A 16,741-nucleotide genomic window follows, 5' to 3' on the forward strand; every position below is an offset into this window, starting at 1 on the left:
CCGGTCCCGCGGGAGGAGCCGGTGGTCTGGATCGCGTCCGGGCCATATTTTTCTTTAATGGCGCCAAGGCGGGTGGCGACATAATCGAGCGCCTCATCCCAGGAGACGGCTTCCAGTTTGCCGCCACGTTGGCGACGGATCATGGGGGTTTTGAGACGCGGGGTCAGGATCTGGGTATCGTTAATGAAGTCCCAGCCATAATAGCCTTTCAGACACAGGGTTCCCTGATTGGTTTTCCCCTGCGCCGCCTCAGCCCGGACGATTTTGCCGTTATCGACCACCAGGTTGATTTTGCAACCTGATGCGCAATACGGGCAAACCGTGACGACTTTTTTCATCGGTTTTGCTCCAGTTAATCAATTAGCGCTGACGCGCAATCGACCGTCACTATGCATCTTCTATGCCATGTTTTCATTGTGGGTATTGACGGATAGTACGCGGCTTTTTTGGGCGAAATGCTGACGAAAAACAGGTCATCGTCAGTTTTGACGTGACGAAAAGCCCGGAGATGTGACGCCGATTATAAAAACGGCAGCGAAAAATGGATTTGTCGTCGCCTGCTTGCACAATCGACCAGACTGACACTATTCCCGCCAGGCAGAGGTAAACCATGAAACCGGTCATTTTAGTGATTGATGATGACGCTGCGATCTGCGAGCTGCTGAGCGACGTGCTCGGCGCCCACGCGTTCGAGGTGGTGGCCTGCCAGAACGGCGGCGAAGCGCTGGCGACGGTCGCCCGGCGCGCAGATATTGCGCTGGCGCTGCTGGATATGATCTTGCCGGATACCAATGGATTGCTGGTGTTGCAACAGCTGCAGCGCACGCGGTCTGAGCTACCGGTGATAATGCTTTCCGGCCTGGGAAGCGAATCGGATGTGGTAGTCGGGCTGGAAATGGGCGCCGACGATTACATCGCCAAGCCGTTCAACGCGCGGGTAGTGGTGGCGCGCGTCAAGGCGGTGCTGCGGCGCAGCGGGGCGATCGGCACGGAAAGCCTCGTGCCGGGCGGAGATCATGGCCTGTTGTTTAACGGCTGGCGGCTGGATACCCGCCGTTGTGAGCTGTTTAATCCCCAGCAGCAGAGCGTGGCGTTAACCCAGGGGGAATATGGATTGTTGCTGGCGCTGGCGCAAAACGCCCGCCGGGTTCTGAACCGTGAACAGCTGCTGGCGCTGACCCATAATGAGAGCATGGAGGTATTCGACCGCACGATCGATGTGCTGATCATGCGCCTGCGGCGTAAAATTGAGGTCAATCCGCACCAGCCCACGTTGATTAAAACCCTGCGCGGGCTGGGCTACGTTTTCTCCGCTGACGTTATCCATAACGACAAAGCGGCCTAAGGGGAGACCCGTCAGCCGCTTTGCAGCGTTATTTCACCGTCCAGCCCTTATAGCTGCTGACGTTATTTTTATCGATCATCTTCACCGGGATCAGCACCGGCGCGGTCGGCGCGGGCTTGCCCTGCAAAATGTCATAACCGATTTCCACCGCCTTCGCCGCCATGACCTGCGGGTCCTGCGCCGGCGTGGCGACGAATAGCGAATTCTTACGCTTCAGCGCCTCTTCGCCGTCCGGGCTGCCGTCGACGCCCACGATAAAGAACTCGCTGCGTTGCGCCTGTTTCGCCGCCAGATCGGCGCCAATCGCCGTCGGATCGTTAATCGCGAACACGCCGTCAATCTTCGGATTTGCCGCCAGCAGCGACGTCATCACTTCCAGTCCGCCTTCGCGACTGCCTTTAGCGTTCTGGTTGGCGGAGAGGATTTTGATATCCGGATGTTTTTTGAATTCGGTTTCGCAGCCTTCGACGCGGTTCTGCACCGCGGAAACCGGCGGCCCGTTAATAATCACCACGTTGCCTTTGTTGTTCAGGCGATCGCTAATGTATTTACAGGCCATAGCGCCCGCTTGCGTGTTATCGGAGGTGATGGTGGCATCCGCGCCTTCGGCGGCGACGTCAACCGCCACCACCACGATCCCGGCCTCTTTCGCCCGTTTCACTGCCGGGCCGATACCTTTTGAATCAGCGGCGTTAAGGATGATCATATCGACTTTGGCGGCGATAAAGTTATCTATCTGCGCCACCTGCTGTCCCAGGTCGTAGCCGCTCGACACCAGCGTGACCTTCACTTTATCCCCCGCCAGCTTGCGCGCTTCCAGCTCGGCCCCCTTGGTAATTTGCACGAAGAACGGGTTGGCGAGGTCGCCTACCGTCACGCCTATCGCTTGTAGATCTTTGGCCGACGCAAAAGGGGAGGCGGCCAGCAGCGCGCCGGCACACAGCGCGGTCACTATCGGTTTTAAACGCATTCGCTTTTCCTCGCAGGTAAGATGTTGTTGTTATGCACTTTGGTGGTGTCGGGTACGGTATTTGTCGATCAGCACCGCTATGATGATCACCGCCCCTTTGATCACCAATTGCCAGAAGTAGGAGACGCCCATCAGCGTCATGCCGTTGTTGAGGGTGGCGATAATCAGTGCCCCCACCAGCGTACCGGTGATGGTGCCGATACCGCCGACGAAACTGGTACCGCCGAGGATCACCGCGGCAATGGCGTCCAGCTCATAGCCGACGCCGAGGTTGCCGTTGGCGCTGTACAACCGGGAGGCGCTCATCACCCCGCCGAGCCCGGAAAGCAGCCCGCTCATGCCGTAGACGAACAGCAGCACCAGCCAGACTTTAATCCCCGTCAGCCGCGCCGCCTGCATATTGCCGCCGACGGCGTAAATATGAATACCGAGGGTGGTGCGGCGCAGGATAAACCAGCACACCGCCACGACCGCCAGCGCAATCACCACCAGCCACGGCACCGGGCCGAGATAGTTATTGCCGATCCATTCAAAACTAATATCGGAGTTGATCACCGTGGTGCCGTCGGCTAGCAGATAGGCGGCGCCGCGCAGCGCGGTGTAGGTGCCAAGGGTGACAATAAACGGCGGTAGTCCGGCGAAGGCCACCAGCGCGCCGTTGAACAGCCCGAGCAGCAGGCCGAGCATCAGGGCCGCCGGAATCGACAGCATCGCGAATTGCGGGATGAGCGATACCACCATCGCCGCAACCGCGGTGGTGCCGAGAATTGACCCCACCGACAGATCGATACCGCCGGTCAGAATAATAAAGGTCATCCCCGCCGCCAGCACGATGTTGATGGAGGACTGGCGGGTAATATTCAGCAGGTTGCTTTCAGTAAAGAAATTCGGCGCGACGAAGCCGAACACCGCGACGATCAGGATTAAAATCGGCAGGATGCCGACGGTTTGCATCAGGTCGCCCATCAGTATTTTTTTTGCCGAGGCGGATTTCGCCGCCGGCGCGGAGGTCTCTTTCGGTATGCTCATGCTTGTCCTGCCTTAAGGTGAGAATCGTTCACGCCGGTCGCCAGCGTCATAATGCTTTCCTGACTAATCTCGCCAACCTGCAACTCGCCGGCGATAGCGCCTTCGCGCATCACGTATACCCGGTCGCTCATGCCTACGATTTCCGGCAATTCGCTGGAGATCATTAAAATGGCGACGCCCTGGCGGGCCATCTGATTCATGATGCGGTAAATCTCGCTTTTGGCGCCGACGTCAACGCCGCGGGTCGGCTCATCCAGAATGAGAATGCGCGGGCCGATCGCCACCCAGCGTGAAATCAGCAGCTTTTGCTGATTGCCGCCGGAAAGCCCGCCGGCGCGTACCTGGGCATGTGGGACGCGGATGTTCAGCAGCTGGATGGCGTCATCGGAGATGGTTTGCGCCTTCTTACGGTCGAGCATTCCCCAATTGGCGTCGCGCTCAAGCGTCGCCATGGTGATGTTCTCCTGCGCCGCCAGTTCGAGAAATAGACCCTGTTCCTTACGGTTTTCGGTCAGAAAGCCGATCCCGAGGTCGATCGCTTCGCGCGGCGAGTGAATAACAACCGGTTCGCCGTCGATTTCAATCACCCCGCCCGTCGCTTTACGGACGCCGAAAATCAGCTGCGCCAGCTCGGAACGCCCGGCGCCGACCAGCCCGGCCAGGCCAACGATTTCCCCGGCGTGCACCACCAGGCTGCTGGGATGCACTTTGCCGCTGTCGCTGAGATCCTGCACCCGCAGGCGCGGCTGGCCGCGCGGGATATCGCGCTCTTTATTGAACAGATCGCTGAGCGGACGGCCAACCATCATGCGTACTAATTCGGGGGCGCTAAGGTGGTCGCGGGTGAGGCTGCCGACATACTGGCCATCGCGCAGCACGCTGACCCGGTCGGAGAGTTCATACACCTCCGCCATGCGGTGGCTGATGTAGATGATTGCCATCCCTTCATCGCGCAGGCGCAAAATCAGCTCAAACAGGCGCTGCGTTTCCCGCGAGGAGAGGGCGGCGGTAGGTTCATCCATCACCAGAATGCGGCTGTTGCGATGCAGCGCGCGGGCGATTTCCACCTGCTGCTGTTCGGCGATAGTCAGCTTCATCACCCGGTCGCTGGCTTTGAACTGCGCGCCGAGCCGGTCGATAACCGCCTGCGCCTGGGACTCCATCTCTTTACGTTGTACCAGACCGCCGCGGGAAAGCTCGCTGCCGAGGAAAATGTTTTCCGCGACGGTGAGGTTAGGCGCCAGCTGCATCTCCTGATAGATCAAGGTGATCCCTGCCGCCAGCGCATCCTTCGGGCCTCTGATCGTCTGTGGTTGTCCGTCGATCAGGATCTCGCCGCTGGAGGCGGTATAGGCGCCGGCGAGGATCTTCATCAACGTGCTTTTTCCCGCGCCGTTTTCGCCCATCAGCGCGTGGATCTCGCCGGGCCAGACCGTCAGATCCACCCCTTTTAGCGCATAAAACTTGCCGAAAACTTTGGCGATGTTGCGCATGGATAGCACCGGTGTTCCCTGCATGCCTGCTCTCCTGGCTGCGTTGTTGATGTCGGCACTTCATCACCGCAACGTAAATGAGTGATGTCATCGGCCATTCATAATTGTCATATTTTTGAATAGTTAATGCAGATCACAATTACGCCGAGAAATTTTCTTCACCTTCGGCGATAGTGCGGGAATGATGGGAGAAAACGCCTGACCGGAGTCGCCATGTCTTCTCGCCATCCGTACTTTTTCGTTAGCGCCCGCGGTCGCCTGCTGTCATTTAACTTGTTGATGGTGGCGGTGACGTTAATGGTCGCCGGAGTGGCGATTTTCGGTTTTCGCCATGCCAGTCAGTTGCAGGAGCAGGTGCAGCTGCAAACGCTTACCGACATGAGCGGCAGTATGAATCTGGCGCGTGATACCGCGAACGTCGCCACCGCGGCGGTACGGCTGTCGCAGGTAGTGGGCGCGCTGGAGTATAAAAGCGAAGCGGAACGGCTGCTGGAAACCCAACAGGCGCTGAAGCATTCGCTTGGACAACTGGCCTCGGCGCCGCTGGCACGGCAGGAACAGACGCTGGTGGCGAGCATTATTCGCCGCAGCAACGAGCTGCAGCAGAGCGTCGGCGGCATGCTGGAGCGCGGGCAGCGTCGCCATCTGCAGCGCAATGAACTGCTGAGCGCGCTGTATCAAAACCAGAGCTATTTGCGTCATTTGCAGGATCTCAACGATCGCGAGGGTAAACCGGCGATCGATCCTCAGCGTTTAAACGAGATGGACCGGCTGATCGTCGCCGCGATACACACTGCGACGCCGCGTTCAATCGTCCTGCAGCTCGATGACATCAGACGCTTTTTACCGCGCAACGATAGCGATTCAGAGCGGGCGTTTATCCTGCCGGATTTCAACGCCGAGTTGGCGCGGCTGGCGCCGCTATCGGCGCAGCTTGAAGAGAGCGATCTGGCGATAGGCTGGTATATGTTTCATATCAAAGCGCTGGTTGCGCTGCTTAATGATGATATTAATCGGTACGTTGCCAGAGTAGCCCAGGCATCTGAGGCACGGGCGGCGCAAAGCCACCAGCAGTTGCGCTCCATCAGCACATTTATCCTGCTGGCCGCGCTGCTGGCGCTGGCGATTACCGGCTGCGCCGGCTGGTATATTTATCGTAATCTCGGCCTTAATCTGAACGCGATATCCGGCGCGATGTCGCGGCTGGCGCACGGCGAGCAGAATGTGACGGTGCCGGCTCTGCAGCGGCGCGATGAGCTTGGCGAACTGGCGCGCGCCTTTAACATTTTCGCCCGTAATACCGCTTCCCTTGAGCACACCACCCGCCTGCTGCGAGAGAAAACCACCCAGATGGAAATTGACCGCATTGAGCGACAGGGGCTGGAAGAGGCGCTGCTGCATAGCCAAAAAATGAAAGCCGTCGGCCAACTGACCGGCGGCCTGGCGCACGATTTTAACAACCTGCTGGCGGTTATTATCGGCAGCCTCGAACTGGTACAGCCGGATGAGTGCGATGCGCCGCGGATATCGCGGGCGCTGAAGGCCGCCGAACGCGGCGCCTTACTTACTCAGCGGCTGCTGGCCTTTTCGCGTAAACAGGCGCTGAACCCGCAGGCGGTGGCGCTACAGCCATTGCTGGAGAACGTCTGTGAACTGATGCGCCATTCGCTCCCCGCATCGTTGCGTCTCGAAATTGAAGCGCAGTCTCCCGCCTGGCCGGCGTGGATCGATGTCGGGCAACTGGAAAACGCGATTATCAATCTGGTGATGAACGCCCGCGACGCCATGGAGGGACGGCCAGGCGTTATCGCGCTGCGCACCTGGAACCAGCGGGTTACCCGTAGCGATGGACGACGTCAGGATATGGTGGCGCTGGAGGTGATTGATCACGGCTGCGGCATGTCGCAGGAGATAAAAACGCAGGTCTTCGAGCCCTTCTTTACCACCAAACAGACCGGTAGCGGCAGCGGGCTTGGGCTGTCGATGGTGTACGGTTTTGTGCGCCAGTCGGGCGGGCGTGTGGCGATTGAAAGCGCGCCGGGGCAGGGCACCACCGTACGTTTACAGCTGCCGCGAGCCACGTCAGCGGCGGAGGATGAACGAGCGCCGTTGGATAGCGAACCGATGACGAGCGGCGAGCGGCTGGCTTTGGTGCTTGAGGATGAAGTCGATGTGCGCCAGACGTTATGCGAGCAGTTGCATCAGCTGGGCTGGCTGACGCTGGAGGCGCAAAGCGGCGAGCAGGCGCTGCAGATGCTGGCGGCCTCCAGGGATATCGCGTTGTTGATTAGCGATTTAATGCTCCCCGGCGGGCTGAGCGGCGCCGAGGTGATTCACGAAGCGCAACGCCGTTTCCCGGCGGTGGCGCTGCTATTGATTAGCGGCCAGGATTTGCGCCCGGCGCATAACCCGGCGTTGCCGGAGGTGGAACGGCTGCGCAAGCCTTTTACCCGTACGCAGCTGGCGCAGGCGTTGCGTGCGGCGATGGCGCGGATTTGAGATTCCTCCGCTACACGCCGCACATACGGTTGATTAAGGTACCACCAGTACCCTGATGAGACTGGCCACGATGAAACGTTACGCAACCGCTCTGTTTTTTTGCACGCTGGCGCTGAGCAGCCAATTGGCCCACGCCGATATTATTGATGACGCTATTGGTAATATTCAGCAAGCCATCAACGATGCCTACAATCCGGGCAGCAGCCGTTCCGACGACGACGACGGGCGCTATGACGACGGACGCTACGATGACGGCAGCTATCAGGGCAGCCGCCAGCAGCGTAGGGATAATCAGCAGCAATATAACGATCGCCAGCGCCAGCTTGACGACCGCCGTCGCCAGCTGGATGAGCGCCAGCGCCAGCTCGATAGCGATCGCCGCCAGTTGGAAAGCGATCAGCGCCGTCTCGACAACGATTACTGATTTTCCATTGCCATGACGCCGGTTACTCCAGCACGATCTCCATGCCGTCGTATCCCGCCTCGAAACCTTTCGGCAGCGGGTTAGTCATCATCCAGCGGTCGAACTGATGGCTGATATGGGTGAGGATCACCCGCGGGCAGCCAAGTACCTGGTTCAGTGCGCGCACGGTATTCAAGTCGCTGTGGTTGCGCGGCGTCTGCGCCCTGGGCTCGTAGCTGCAATCGATGACAATCACCTGCGGCTGATTATTAAGTAAAAACTTCAGCGTCTTCTCCGGCAGCCCGGCGGTATCCGCAAGCCATGCCACCCGGCTGTGCGCCGACTCCAGCAGATAGCCGTAGGTCAGCTTCGAATGGATTAACGGCAGCGGCGTGACCTGTAGCCCCTGTAGTTCAAATACCGTGAAGGGGGTAACGGTGTGGCTAAAATCGAGGATGCCGGGATGTTTAAACAGATCGTCGCAGCCGATGTCATCCGGCGGGCCGTACACCGCAATCGGATCGCCCACGCCCCAGCGCAGGGGGAACAGCCCCTGTACGTGGTCCATATGGTAATGCGTCAATAAAATCTGCTGGAAGCTGCCCGCGGGCTGGCGTTCCGCCAGATCCGCCAGCCCGGCGTCGAGCAGCGTGACCGCATGGTTAAAGCGCACCACCGCGCTGCAGGGGCGGCGGCGATAGCGCGCATCGACGCGGGCGCGCTGGCAGGCGGCGCAATCGCAGCCGAAGACCGGCACCTGCTGGGCGCCGCCGGTGCCGGTCAGGCGGATCGTCAGGCTCATCGTATTACCTTACCCTCAGGCATGCTGATTCTCTTCACGCCCGGCGTGCTGGCGCAACAGCTGGAAGAAACGCTCTACCGATTGCCCGAGGCTGCCGTCGTTATTCAACGTCAGGCAGTCGGCCGGTTTATAGCGCGCGGCGCGTTGCAGGCGTTGGGCGATTTCCACGGCATTTTCCCGGCCGCGCTGTTCAAGCCGCTGGCGCAATACCTGTGGCGAGACTTCGAGACAAATTGGTACCAGTACGTCATCGTAACGTTCCCGCGCCTGCGCCAGATGCGCGCGCGAGCCGTTGGCGACGACATCAAAACCGGCATGCAGCCAGAGGTCGATCTCCACGCCGACGCCATAGTAATTATTGTTGGCATGCCAGCTTAGCGCGAAAAGATTACGCTCGGCGCGGGTGAAAAACTCATGCTCGCTCAGCGCAATATGGTTCTCGCAGCCCGCCTGGTGCGGGCGGGTGATGTAGCGATGCGCGACCAGCAGTTGCGGATGCTCACGCTGGCGCAGCGCGGCCAGCAGGCTATCTTTTCCCGACCCGGAGGGGCCGACCAGCCAAATCAGTTTTCCAGGCATTAAAAGACCCTCTTTCCCTGACGCCAGACGTGGTCGATATGGACGTGCTCGCCGCGGCGGTGCGCCAGCACCAGATCGGCGCGTTTGCCTTCGGCGATGACGCCGCGGTCATGCAGACCCAGCGCCTGCGCCGGATGTTTGCTGACCAGACGGATAGCCTGCGCCAGCGTGAAAGCGTTGTCGTCGCTATCGGCGATGCGGAAAGCGGCATCAAGCAGGCTGGCGGGGTAGTAGTCGGAAGAGAGAATATCTAACAGGCCGCTGGCGGCCAGTTGATGCGCGGCGACATTGCCGGAATGCGAGCCGCCGCGCACGATATTCGGCGCCCCCATCAATACATTCATACCGTGCTGGCGCGAAGCCTGCGCGGCGGCCAACGTGGTGGGAAATTCGGCGATCACGCTGCCAAGCTGGTGGGATTCGGCGACATGTTCATGAGTGGCGTCGTCGTGGCTGGCGAGAGCGATTTGGCGTTCCCGGCACATCGCGGCGATAGCCTGGCGATTAGGCTGCGACCAGGCCGCCGCCAGCGCCATTTGCTCCTCTTCGAAGCGTTCCATCTCCTCGCCGCTGAGCTGATATTTGCCCTGATAATATTCGCGATATTTTTCGCGGTTGGCGAACTGGCGTTGACCCGGCGAGTGATCCATCAGCGACACCAGAGTGACCGGCTCGCGGTCGACCAGCTTTTCAAACAGCGGCAGAGTGGTGTGGTGCGGCAGTTCACAGCGCAGATGCAGGCGATGCTCGGCGCGGTTAAGCCCGCGCTTTTGCGTCTCTTCCACCGCGTTGATCATCTTTTCCAGATTCTCAAGGCGGTCGCCGCCGTCGCGCACGTCGCCAATCGCCACGGCGTCGAGTACGGTGGTGATGCCGCTGGCGACCATCAAAGCATCGTGGCTGCTCATCGCCGAGTGTGCAGGCCAGTCAACCTTTGGCCGCGGGGTGAAGAATTTATCCAGGTTATCGGTATGGAGTTCGATAAGCCCCGGCAGCAGCCAGCCGCCTTCGCCATCGAGGGCGCCGGGCTGCCGGCTCTGGCTTTCGGCAAAGGCGTAAATCCGCCCCTCCTGCACTTCCAGCGAACCGTCGATGGTTTCGTCTTCCAGTACCAGCTTTACGTTATTGATTATCATACTGTGATACCCATTGGGTGCAGGCGGTCGGCGACCTGACCGCGTACCGTTTCATCATGGAAAATACCGACGATGGCCGCGCCGCGGGCTTTAGCCTGCTGGATCAGCGCCACCACCGCGGCGCTGTTGTTGGTATCCAACGAGGCGGTGGGTTCATCAAGGAGTAAAATCGGATAGTCGACCGCAAAACCGCGGGCGATGTTGACCCGCTGCTGTTCGCCGCCGGAAAAGGTGGATGGTGCCAGATGCCACAGACGCTCCGGCACGTTGAGATGGCTCAGCAGACGGGCGGCTTTAGCGGCGCTCTCTTCGCGCGGCGTACCAAGGTCGAGCAGCGGCTGCATGACGACTTCCAGCGCGGATATCCGCGGGATCACCCGCAAAAATTGGCTGACCCAGCCGATGGTGGTTTTACGCACTTCCAGCACCTTGCGCGGCGTGGCGGTCACCAGATCCACCCATTCGTCGCCGTGGCGGATATGAATATGACCGCTGTCCGGCAGATAGTTAGCGTACAGCGAGCGCAGCAGCGTCGATTTACCGCTGCCGGAATGGCCGTGCAGCACCACGCACTCCCCGGCGTTAACGGTGAGCGAAGCGTCGGCGAGCACCGGCAGGCGTACGCCGTGCTGTTGGTGCAGAACAAAGGTTTTATGGATGTTTTCAACGCGGATCATTTTAGCCCTCTCGGGGTTGGAGTGCCGGGTGGCGCTTCGCTTACCCGGCCTACGAATAACGCACCTGTAGGCCGGATAAGGCGCAGCCGCCATCCGGCAAAACAGCATCAATTCTGCAACACCGACGACACCAGCAGCTGGGTGTAAGGATGATGCGGATCGTCGAGCACCCGGTCGGTTAAGCCACTTTCCACCACCTGTCCTTGTTTCATCACCAGCAGACGGTTCGCCAGCAGGCGGGCGACGCCGAGATCGTGGGTGACTATCACCGCCGCCAGCCCTAACTCCACCACCAGCCCGCGCAGGAGATCGAGCAGGCGCGCCTGTACCGAGACGTCCAGCCCGCCGGTGGGTTCATCCATAAACACCAGTTTCGGCTGCGTCACGAGATTGCGGGCGATTTGCAAGCGCTGCTGCATGCCGCCGGAAAAGGTGGTCGGCAGGTCGTCGATGCGGGAAGGCGGGATCTCCACCTCCTGCAGCCAGCGTTCGGCGGTGGCGCGAATGTCGCCGTAGTGGCGGGCACCGGTCGCCATCAGCCGTTCGCCGATGTTGCCGCCCGCCGAGACCTGGCGACGCAGGCCGTCCATCGGGTGCTGATGCACAACGCCCCATTCGGTGCGTAGCAGGCGGCGGCGTTCGGCTTCGCTCATGGCGTATAGCGATCGCTGTTGATACCGCACTTCACCCTGTTGCGGCGCCAGACGAGCGGAAATCGCTTTCAGCAGCGTGGTTTTACCGGAGCCGGATTCACCGACGATACCGAGCACTTCGCCCGGCCACAGCTCGAAAGAGACATCGCTAAAACCTTTGCCCGGCGCATAGAGATGGGTCAGGTGATTGACTGCAAGTAACGGCTGGCTCATTTTTTCTGCGCCTCGCTCTGTTGGCGGCAATAGTCGGTATCGGAGCAGACAAACATCCGCTGGCCGCTGTCATCCAGCACCACTTCGTCAAGATAGCTGTGGCGAGAACCGCAAATGGCGCAGGGTTCATCCCACTCCTGCACGCTAAACGGGTGATCGTCGAAATCGAGGCTTTCGACTGCGGTATAGGGCGGCACCGCGTAGATACGTTTTTCGCGCCCGGCGCCGAACAGCTGCAGCGCCGGCATCATGTGCATTTTGGGGTTATCGAATTTCGGGATCGGCGAAGGGTCCATCACGTAGCGGCCGTTCACCTTCACCGGATAGGCGTAGGTGGTGGCGATATGGCCGAAGCGGGCGATATCCTCATACAGCTTCACCTGCATTACGCCGTACTCTTCCAGCGCGTGCATGGTGCGGGTTTCAGTTTCGCGCGGTTCGATAAAGCGCAGCGGCTCCGGGATCGGCACCTGATAGATCAGGATCTGATCTTCCACCAGCGGCGTTTCCGGGATCCGGTGGCGGGTCTGGATCAGGGTGGCGTCTTCGGTGCGTTCGGTGGTGGCGATGCCGGTTACGCGTTTAAAGAACTGGCGGATCGACACCGCGTTGGTGGTGTCATCGGCGCCCTGATCGATGACCTTCAGTACGTCGTTCTCGCCGATAACGCTGGCGGTCAGTTGGATCCCGCCGGTACCCCAACCGTAGGGCATCGGCATTTCGCGGCCGCCGAAGGGCACCTGATAGCCGGGAATGGCCACCGCTTTCAGTATCGCCCGGCGGATCATGCGCTTAGTTTGCTCATCAAGATAAGCAAAGTTATAGCCAGTCAGTGGGTTAGCCACGTTCGTTCTCCCGTTGCAGGCGTTTCAACAGCGCCAGTTCGGCCTGGAAATCGACATAGTGCGGCAGTTTCAGATGCGAGACGAAGCCGGCGGCTTCAACGTTATCGGCGTGCGCCAGCACGAACTCTTCGTCCTGGGCCGGGCCGCTTATCTCTTCGCCGTATTCCGGCGCCTGAAGGGCGCGGTCGACCAGCGCCATGGCCATCGCTTTACGCTCGCTCATGCCAAACGTCAGGCCGTAGCCGCGGGTGAAGTGCGGCGGCTCATCCTTTGGATCGACAAAGCCGTTGACCATTTCGCATTCGGTCAGCAACAGCTCGCCAATATTGACGCTAAAGCCCAGCTCTTCCGGCACGATTTCCACCTGTACGTAGCCGCTGCGGATCTCGCCGGCAAACGGATGGTTGCGGCCATAGCCGCGCTGGGTTGAGTAGGCCAGCGCCAGCAAATAGCCTTCATCGCCGCGTACCAGTTGCTGCAGCCTTGAGGAGCGCGAGCAGGGATAGACCGGCGGGGTGCGGGTGATATCGTCAGGCGGCGCGCCGCAGTCCGCTTCCGCTTTTGCCAGCCCCTGCTGCGCCAGCAGGTTGAAGACGTGCGGCGTCGGCTGCGTTTCGCTATTGGCTTTCTGCACCGACGGCGGTTCGCCGTTGGCCAGCAGGGTAAAATCGAGCAGGCGGTGGGTGTAGTCATAAGTAGGGCCCAGCAGCTGGCCGCCGGGAATATCTTTGTACACCGCGGAGATCCGGCGCTCCAGGCGCATACCGGCGGTATCAACCGGTTCGCTGACCGCCAGCCGCGGCAGGGTGGTGCGGTAGGCGCGCAGCAGGAAAATGGCTTCGACGTTATCGCCGCTGGCCTGCTTCAGCGCCAGCGCCGCCAGTTCGCGGTCGGCGATGCCGCCTTCGGTCATCACCCGGTCCACCGCCAGGCTGAGCTGTTCGCTTATCTGGTCAACGCTCAGTTCGGGAAGCCGTCCATCGCCCCGTCGTTTCTGCTCTTGCAAGGCGTGAGCGGCGCTAATCGCCTTCTCGCCGCCTTTGACGGCAACATACATTTAGCACACCTCCACGTGGGTGGTACGCGGGATAGCCAGCAGGCGCTCGCCGCAGGTCAGGATCAGGTCAATGCCCAGCGGGAACGGGTGCGGGCGTTCGGTTAATTCGTCGATGATGCAGTCTGGCAGCTGTGGGGCGATCATTCGCTCCTCGGCAATGCCCGCGCCGGTCAGGCGCAGCATGCGTCCGCCGCTCAGGCTGGCTAGTTGAACAATCAGCGTGACGCCGGTTTCCGGCGCCGCCACGGTACCGGCGGAAAGGACATTAAGCTGTTCGGCGCTGATGGTGTCGCAGGCGACGGCAAATACCGCCTGCTGCGGCTGTTCCACCAGCGTCGCGCCGGTATGGAAGCGCAGATTTTGGCTGACCAGATCGTTATGCAGCGCGGCGGCCATCCACACCGGGGTGTTGTGATCGGCCAGCGTCAGCAGCAAGCTGGTGGAGGCGATATTCAGCGGCTGCCAGCCGTGCTGAAGCTGCTGTAGGGAGACAATCACTCCCGGCTCGCTCATTGCTTTCAGCAGGCGGCGGAAACTGTGTTGGGCATCCTGCACCGGTAGGGTAAAGGCGGTTTGTAATGTCATGCGTTATCTCCGCGAACCAGAGTAAAGAAGTCGACCCGGCTGGCGTTGACTTCGGCGCGGCGAGCATCAAGGCGCGCGCTGCGTTGTGCTTCCAGCGGGGTAATGAGGGTTTCCATTAAGGTGTGAAAATAGTGAGGCGATTGCAGCAGGCCGTCGATCGCCGCACAGCGCTCGGCGTGGGGGCGGTCGCGGCCCAAAATCCAGCTGTAGCCGAGGGTGCCATCGGCCAGGCGTACGGCGGCGCGGGTCAGGGTGGCGTCGCCGGCAAAGAAGCGATCGCCGATGCCGCCCATGCGCGCCTGGAGCTGTACCAGTCCGGTTTCCGGGGCGCGAATTAATTCATACTCCGGCGCCAGCCGCAGCGATTGCATGCGCGCCAGAAGGTCCTGCGGTTCACTGTGGGCCAGTACGGACATCCAGCGCTGGCGGGTGGCGGTATCGAAGTGCATTCAGTGCTCCATGGTGAATTCAATCATGTCGGCGCGGGTCAGGCTGACGGAGTACTCCGTCGTGACTGTCTCGCCCTCGCGGCTATTGAGCGTACGTACGCACAGCAGCGGCGCCATATTGGGGATTTCCAGCAGCTTGCTCTCTTTCGCCTGCGCGCGGCGGGCGCTGATTTTGGTGCGCACGCGGGTCAGTTCGACGGCGAGTTGGTCGCGCAGCAGGTCGTGTAGCGAACCGTGGGTGAAGGTTTGCAGCACCGGCCAGAAGCGCAGGTCGGCGAAGTAGTGGTCAATCAAACACAGCGCCACGCCGTTGACCCGGCGCAGGGTGCGCAGATGAATGACGGTTTCGCCTTCGGCAATGCCAAAGGCTTCGGCGACATGGCTGCTGGCCGGGCGTAGCACCGACAACAGCTTCTCACTGGTCGGGTGGCTGCCTTGTTCCAGCAGGTTCTGGCTGAAACGCGCCTGGGCGTTGAGCGGGTAGTCGATGGGGCGCATCAATACCAGCACGCCGACGCCCTGGCGGCGCTGAACCCAGCCGCGTTCCACCAGCTGATCGATGGCGCGACGTAGGGTGTGGCGGTTGACTTCAAAGCGCGCCGCCAGCTGCTGTTCCGCAGGCAAATAATCGCCGCAGCGATAGTGATGGCGCAGCTCCTGTTCAAGCCTGGCGGCAATTTCCTGATACCGGGTGGGGTAACTGGTCGGATGTCTGGATAAGTACATGGTTATCGAGCCTCACTAAGCACCTTGGGGATCCCCGTTGAGCGTGGGCCGATACTGACGCGTTTTTGTTACATTTCTGTTAAGTCACGATGACCGCAGGATGAAGAGTTGATGCCGGTGAGATGACAGGGCGGAGAAGCCGCCCTGTGGAGAAGATTAGGGTTGTTTGACGACGTTAACCATCCACGGCACGCCGAAGCGATCGACCACTTTGCCGAAACCGTGGGCCCAGAAGGTCTCCTGCCACGCCATTTCGATGCGCCCGCCATCGGCCAGCGCCTCAAACCAGTGTTTGCCTTCAGCAATATCTTTTGGCTCCAGCACGAGGACGAATCCCGCGTAATGTTCCATGTCGCTACTGGGGCTATCGCTCAACATCAAAATACTGTCGGCGACCTGCAGGCTGGCGTGGGCGATGCAGTCGGCGGCAAGATGTTGCCCGGAGGCGCAACCATCTTCGGCATCCTGGGCGCTCTGCGGCATCTCGCCGTAGGTGATTTGGTGGATAAGCTGCGCCCCCAGCGCCTGCTGATAGAAGGCGATGGCGGCAGCGCAGTTGCCGCTAAAAGCAATGTAAGGACTCAGGGACATAAGCATGACCTCAGATAATCAATGACCCATAAAGCGTAGTTGGTGACGGGCAAAAGAAGCCAGGCGGCAAAGCGGGGTGAATTTTTCTGAAAATGCGTCGCCGCGTGGCGGGAAGGCAGAGACGAAATGAGAATTGATCGCGCGGTTTGGCTGGAAGGATTCGGGAATAATTTTCGTGAAATTAGCAAAATAACTTCGCCGCGATCCACCGCTGATATTCGGACGCGCCGGCGAGGTTGCCGCCAGCGCCGGAAAAATAATGGCGCTGGCGTAAAAAAAATTAATTAGTTCTTTTTGACGAATTCAGATTTCAGCTTCATCGGACCAAAACCGTCAATTTTGCAGTCGATGTTGTGATCGCCTTCGACCAGACGGATATTCTTCACTTTGGTGCCGATTTTCAGCATAGAAGAACTGCCTTTTACCTTCAGATCTTTCACCACGGTCACGCTGTCGCCATCGGCAAGTAAGTTGCCGTTAGCGTCTTTTACGATCAGCGCGTCGGTGTCGTCGGCCGGCTCGGCATTGTTCCACTCGTGGGCGCATTCCGGGCAGATGTACATGCCGTTATCTTCATATGTGTATTCAGAATGGCATTTTGGGCAGTGTGGAAGTTGCATGGCGTTCCTCGTGATTACTGGGAAAAACAGGACGTTGGTCCGTTAAACAGCGGCTATTAGCCGAAAGTG

Annotated in this window: 19 protein-coding genes; 3 read left to right on the forward strand and 16 right to left on the reverse strand. The window is 60.0% G+C overall.

All coding sequences use genetic code 11. From position 1 onward, the window contains the following. Nucleotides 1–338 (reverse strand): molybdopterin-dependent oxidoreductase (locus PGR79_RS19180; protein WP_164519096.1); only part of this gene is annotated, 338 nt, incomplete at its 3' end. 272 nt (nucleotides 339–610) lie between these two features. Between PGR79_RS19180 and PGR79_RS19185 the strand changes: the two genes are divergently transcribed. Beyond that, entirely contained in the window at nucleotides 611–1,345 is a 735-nt protein-coding gene (locus PGR79_RS19185; protein WP_087859226.1) for a response regulator, read from the forward strand. 28 nt (nucleotides 1,346–1,373) lie between these two features. Here PGR79_RS19185 and PGR79_RS19190 read toward each other — a convergent pair whose 3' ends face one another. Genes PGR79_RS19190 through PGR79_RS19200 form a run of 3 tightly spaced genes read right to left on the reverse strand, consistent with a single transcriptional unit; the run spans nucleotide 1,374 to nucleotide 4,861 of the window. Beyond that, nucleotides 1,374–2,315 (reverse strand): ABC transporter substrate-binding protein, encoded by a 942-nt coding sequence (locus tag PGR79_RS19190; protein WP_087859227.1) that lies wholly within the window; start codon nucleotides 2,313–2,315, stop codon nucleotides 1,374–1,376. Between the two features lie 30 nt (nucleotides 2,316–2,345). Then, nucleotides 2,346–3,344 (reverse strand): ABC transporter permease subunit, encoded by a 999-nt coding sequence (locus PGR79_RS19195; protein WP_087859228.1) that lies wholly within the window; start codon nucleotides 3,342–3,344, stop codon nucleotides 2,346–2,348. Beyond that, nucleotides 3,341–4,861: a sugar ABC transporter ATP-binding protein gene (locus PGR79_RS19200; RefSeq protein WP_430922295.1), complete on the reverse strand. Its 1,521-nt coding sequence runs from the start codon at nucleotides 4,859–4,861 to the stop codon at nucleotides 3,341–3,343. Before PGR79_RS19200 ends, PGR79_RS19195 begins: the two co-directional genes overlap by 4 nt. 189 nt (nucleotides 4,862–5,050) lie before the next feature. Here PGR79_RS19200 and PGR79_RS19205 point away from each other — a divergent pair, with 189 nt between their 5' ends. Then, a complete protein-coding gene (locus tag PGR79_RS19205; protein WP_430922297.1) occupies nucleotides 5,051–7,336 on the forward strand; it encodes an ATP-binding protein in 2,286 nt (761 codons plus the stop codon). Between the two features lie 70 nt (nucleotides 7,337–7,406). Further along, a complete protein-coding gene (yjdP, locus tag PGR79_RS19210) occupies nucleotides 7,407–7,760 on the forward strand; it encodes a DDRRRQL repeat protein YjdP (protein WP_045396524.1) in 354 nt (117 codons plus the stop codon). A gap of 22 nt (nucleotides 7,761–7,782) precedes the next feature. Here yjdP and phnP read toward each other — a convergent pair whose 3' ends face one another. The 12 genes from phnP to PGR79_RS19270 form a co-directional block, all read right to left on the reverse strand. Beyond that, on the reverse strand, nucleotides 7,783–8,541 hold the full coding sequence (gene phnP, locus PGR79_RS19215) for a phosphonate metabolism protein PhnP (RefSeq protein ID WP_213795081.1): 759 nt from the start codon (nucleotides 8,539–8,541) through the stop codon (nucleotides 7,783–7,785). Nucleotides 8,542–8,556: 15 nt separating this feature from the next. Continuing rightward, nucleotides 8,557–9,120, reverse strand: a complete 564-nt coding sequence (phnN, locus tag PGR79_RS19220; RefSeq protein WP_087859234.1) for a ribose 1,5-bisphosphokinase — start codon at nucleotides 9,118–9,120, stop codon at nucleotides 8,557–8,559. Continuing rightward, the gene (gene phnM / locus PGR79_RS19225; protein ID WP_430922299.1) at nucleotides 9,120–10,256 is read right to left on the reverse strand and encodes an alpha-D-ribose 1-methylphosphonate 5-triphosphate diphosphatase; all 1,137 of its coding nucleotides are present in this window, start codon (nucleotides 10,254–10,256) and stop codon (nucleotides 9,120–9,122) included. Before phnM ends, phnN begins: the two co-directional genes overlap by 1 nt. Further along, entirely contained in the window at nucleotides 10,253–10,933 is a 681-nt protein-coding gene (gene phnL, locus PGR79_RS19230; protein ID WP_087859236.1) for a phosphonate C-P lyase system protein PhnL, read from the reverse strand. The genes phnM and phnL overlap by 4 nt, the downstream gene beginning before the upstream one ends. A gap of 107 nt (nucleotides 10,934–11,040) precedes the next feature. After that, entirely contained in the window at nucleotides 11,041–11,799 is a 759-nt protein-coding gene (gene phnK, locus PGR79_RS19235; protein ID WP_042894298.1) for a phosphonate C-P lyase system protein PhnK, read from the reverse strand. Beyond that, nucleotides 11,796–12,644 (reverse strand): alpha-D-ribose 1-methylphosphonate 5-phosphate C-P-lyase PhnJ, encoded by an 849-nt coding sequence (locus tag PGR79_RS19240; protein WP_213317926.1) that lies wholly within the window; start codon nucleotides 12,642–12,644, stop codon nucleotides 11,796–11,798. The genes phnK and PGR79_RS19240 overlap by 4 nt, the downstream gene beginning before the upstream one ends. Beyond that, nucleotides 12,637–13,701: a carbon-phosphorus lyase complex subunit PhnI gene (locus tag PGR79_RS19245; protein WP_213317927.1), complete on the reverse strand. Its 1,065-nt coding sequence runs from the start codon at nucleotides 13,699–13,701 to the stop codon at nucleotides 12,637–12,639. Before PGR79_RS19245 ends, PGR79_RS19240 begins: the two co-directional genes overlap by 8 nt. Beyond that, nucleotides 13,702–14,286 (reverse strand): phosphonate C-P lyase system protein PhnH, encoded by a 585-nt coding sequence (gene phnH, locus PGR79_RS19250; RefSeq protein WP_430922302.1) that lies wholly within the window; start codon nucleotides 14,284–14,286, stop codon nucleotides 13,702–13,704. Next, a complete protein-coding gene (phnG, locus tag PGR79_RS19255; RefSeq protein WP_015368696.1) occupies nucleotides 14,283–14,735 on the reverse strand; it encodes a phosphonate C-P lyase system protein PhnG in 453 nt (150 codons plus the stop codon). Before phnG ends, phnH begins: the two co-directional genes overlap by 4 nt. Beyond that, nucleotides 14,736–15,461 (reverse strand): phosphonate metabolism transcriptional regulator PhnF, encoded by a 726-nt coding sequence (phnF, locus tag PGR79_RS19260; protein WP_047065952.1) that lies wholly within the window; start codon nucleotides 15,459–15,461, stop codon nucleotides 14,736–14,738. Nucleotides 15,462–15,617: 156 nt separating this feature from the next. Continuing rightward, nucleotides 15,618–16,052 carry a VOC family metalloprotein YjdN gene (gene yjdN / locus PGR79_RS19265; RefSeq protein ID WP_015704080.1) on the reverse strand — a complete coding sequence of 145 codons (435 nt, stop codon included), beginning with the start codon at nucleotides 16,050–16,052 and terminating at the stop codon, nucleotides 15,618–15,620. Nucleotides 16,053–16,336: 284 nt separating this feature from the next. Next, nucleotides 16,337–16,672 carry a zinc ribbon domain-containing protein YjdM gene (locus PGR79_RS19270; RefSeq protein WP_015704081.1) on the reverse strand — a complete coding sequence of 112 codons (336 nt, stop codon included), beginning with the start codon at nucleotides 16,670–16,672 and terminating at the stop codon, nucleotides 16,337–16,339. Nucleotides 16,673–16,741 lie beyond the last annotated feature (69 nt).

This window comes from Klebsiella sp. 141161 (genome assembly GCF_050600815.1).
Classification (GTDB): domain Bacteria; phylum Pseudomonadota; class Gammaproteobacteria; order Enterobacterales; family Enterobacteriaceae; genus Klebsiella; species Klebsiella aerogenes.